The 2,490-nt window shown below is 73.2% G+C and carries 3 protein-coding genes; 1 reads left to right on the top strand and 2 read right to left on the bottom strand.

The genetic code is table 11. The features are described from left to right. A partial coding sequence (locus tag H5J30_RS27010) for a dihydropteroate synthase (protein WP_181789938.1) occupies positions 1-405 on the top strand: 405 nt, incomplete at its 5' end. A 33-nt stretch (positions 406-438) separates the two neighbouring features. On the opposite strand, the gene H5J30_RS27005 is transcribed toward H5J30_RS27010, so the two are convergent. Both H5J30_RS27005 and dapE read right to left on the bottom strand, forming a co-directional pair. Further along, positions 439-1,179, bottom strand: coding sequence for an LOG family protein (locus H5J30_RS27005; protein ID WP_181789937.1), 741 nt, complete (start codon positions 1,177-1,179; stop codon positions 439-441). Between the two features lie 159 nt (positions 1,180-1,338). After that, the gene (gene dapE / locus H5J30_RS27000) at positions 1,339-2,412 is read right to left on the bottom strand and encodes a succinyl-diaminopimelate desuccinylase (protein ID WP_181789936.1); all 1,074 of its coding nucleotides are present in this window, start codon (positions 2,410-2,412) and stop codon (positions 1,339-1,341) included. Between the last annotated feature and the right edge of the window lie 78 nt (positions 2,413-2,490).

Genomic DNA, 2,490 nt, shown 5'->3' with positions numbered 1-2,490 from the left:
GCGTACGACGACGTGGTGGCCGACATCCTGCGGGTCACCCTGGGGCTCGCGGAGCGGGCCGCGGAGCTGGGCGTACGCCGCGACGGGATCCTGATCGACCCCGGGCACGACTTCGGCAAGAACACCCGGCACTCGCTGGAGGCCACCCGCCGGCTCGGCGAGATGACGGCGGCGGGCTGGCCCGTGCTCGTCTCGCTGTCGAACAAGGACTTCGTCGGCGAGACGCTGGACAAGCCGGTCAAGGAGCGGCTGGTCGGCACGCTCGCCACCACGGCGGTCTCGGCGTGGCTGGGGGCGCAGGTGTACCGGGTGCACGAGGTGGCCGAGACCCGGCAGGTGCTGGACATGGTGGCCGCCATCGCCGGCCACCGCCCGCCGGCGGTCGCCCGCCGCGGGCTCGCCTAGCGTTCCGCCGTACCGCAGGGGCCCGTACGGGTCCTACGGCGTCTCCTTCGTGACCAGCCCCACGGCCTCGGAGACGTCGTCCGTGATGTGGAACAGGTCGAGGTCCCGCTCCGCGGCCTTGCCGCCCTCCACGACCGTCTTGCGCAGCCAGTCGACGAGCCCGCCCCAGTACTCGCTGCCGAAGAGGACGATCGGGAACCGGGTCACCTTCTTCGTCTGCACCAGGGTCAGCGCCTCGAACAGCTCGTCCATCGTGCCGAAGCCGCCGGGCAGCACCACGAAGCCCTGGGAGTACTTCACGAAACACGTCTTGCGCACGAAGAAGTAGCGGAAGTTCACGCCCAGGTCGACATACCTGTTGAGCCCCTGCTCGAAGGGCAGCTCGATGCCCAGCCCCACGGACAGCCCGCCGGCCTCCAGGGCGCCCTTGTTCGCCGCCTCCATCACGCCGGGCCCGCCGCCGGTGATCACCCCGAAGCCGGCGTCCACCAGCCCCTTGCCGATCGCGACGCCCCGCGCGTACTCCTCGCTGTCGGGTGCCGTACGGGCCGAGCCGAAGACGCTGATCGCCGGCCCCACCTCGGCGAGCGCGCCGAACCCCTCGACGAACTCCGCCTGCATCCGCAGCACCCGCCACGGGTCCTCGTGCACGTACTCGGCGGCCCGCTCCCGGGTGTCCAGCAGGTGCTGGTCCATCGTCCCGCTCTGGATGCGGCTGCGGCGGCGGATGACGGGGCCGAGCCGCTGCTCCTCGAACTCCTCGCGGTTGGCCACGGGCGGCTCCCTTCGTCGTGTTCCTCGTGTTCCCGTAAGACTCTCCCCGTACGAAGCCTCCCGTACGACGATCTCCGGGCCCAGGCTAGGCGAAGCCGCCCGAAGGCATGTGAACCCCGGCAGGAACCACGGCGGAACAGCCGGTGACGCGGCCCGCGCTCACGCGGTGAGCCAGGCCCGCAGCCGCTCCTCGCAGTGGTGGATACGGGCCGTGTGCACGTGCTCGTCGCGCTTGTGCGCGTAGTTCGGGTCGCCGGGTCCGTAGTTCACCGCGGGCACGCCGAGCGCCGTGAAGCGGGCGACGTCCGTCCAGCCGTACTTCGGCCGCGGGGTGCCGCCGACCGCGGCGGTGAACGCGGCGGCCGCGGGGTGGGCCAGGCCCGGCAGCGCGCCCGGGGAGCTGTCCGCCACCGTGATCCCGGCGACGCCGCAGCCGTCGAAGTACTCCCGTACGAAGGCGATCGCCTGCTCCTCCGAGCGGTCCGGGGCGTAGCGGAAGTTGACGGTGACCTCGCAGACGTCGGGCACGACGTTGCCGGCGACGCCGCCGGAGACGCGGACGGCGTTGAGGCCCTCGCGGTACTCCAGGCCGTCGATGACGGCGTGCCGCGGTTCGTACGCCGCGAGCCGGGCCAGCGCGGGGGCGGCGGCGTGGATGGCGTTGGCGCCGAGCCAGCTGCGCGCGGAGTGCGCGCGTTCGCCCTCTGTACGGAGGACGACGCGCAGCGTCCCCTGGCAGCCGCCCTCGATCTCGCCGTCGGACGGCTCCAGCAGCACGGCGAAGTCGCCTGCGAGCCAGTCGGGGTGGTGCTCGGCGAGCCGGCGCAGGCCGTTGCGGGAGGCGTCGACCTCCTCGTTGTCGTAGAAGACGAACGTGAGGTCGCGGTTGGGCGCGGGCACGGTGGCGGCGATGCGCAGTTGGACGGCGACGCCGGCCTTCATGTCGGAGGTGCCGCAGCCCCACAGGACGCCGTCCTCGTACGTGCCGTCGAGGCGCGAGGGTACGTTGCCGGCGATGGGCACGGTGTCGAGGTGCCCGGCGAGCACGACGCGCTCGGCGCGGCCCAGCCGGGTCCGGGCGACGACGGCGTCGCCGTCGCGGTCGACCTCCAGGTGGCCGAGGCGCCGCAGCGCGGTCTCGACGGAGTCGGCGAGCTGCTTCTCCTCGCCGCTGACGGAGGCGGTGTCGACGAGCTGGGCGGTGAGCCGTGCGGCATCGAGCGTCAAGTCCATGCCGACGACCCTACGGCCCGGCGCACCGGGTTCCCCGCGCCGTCCGCGCGCCGTGCGCACGCCCGCAGCCGCCCCGCC

This window comes from Streptomyces phytophilus, from assembly GCF_013870535.1.
GTDB lineage: Bacteria > Actinomycetota > Actinomycetes > Streptomycetales > Streptomycetaceae > Streptomyces > Streptomyces phytophilus.
The sequence above is the reverse complement of the archived record's forward strand: the minus strand, read 5'-3'. Positions and strand labels throughout refer to the sequence as shown.

Excerpts from the sequence above, each read along its gene's own strand:
- dapE (WP_181789936.1), bottom strand. The coding sequence starts at position 2,412 with ATGGACTTGACGCTCGATGCCGCACGGCTCACCGCCCAGCTCGTCGAC.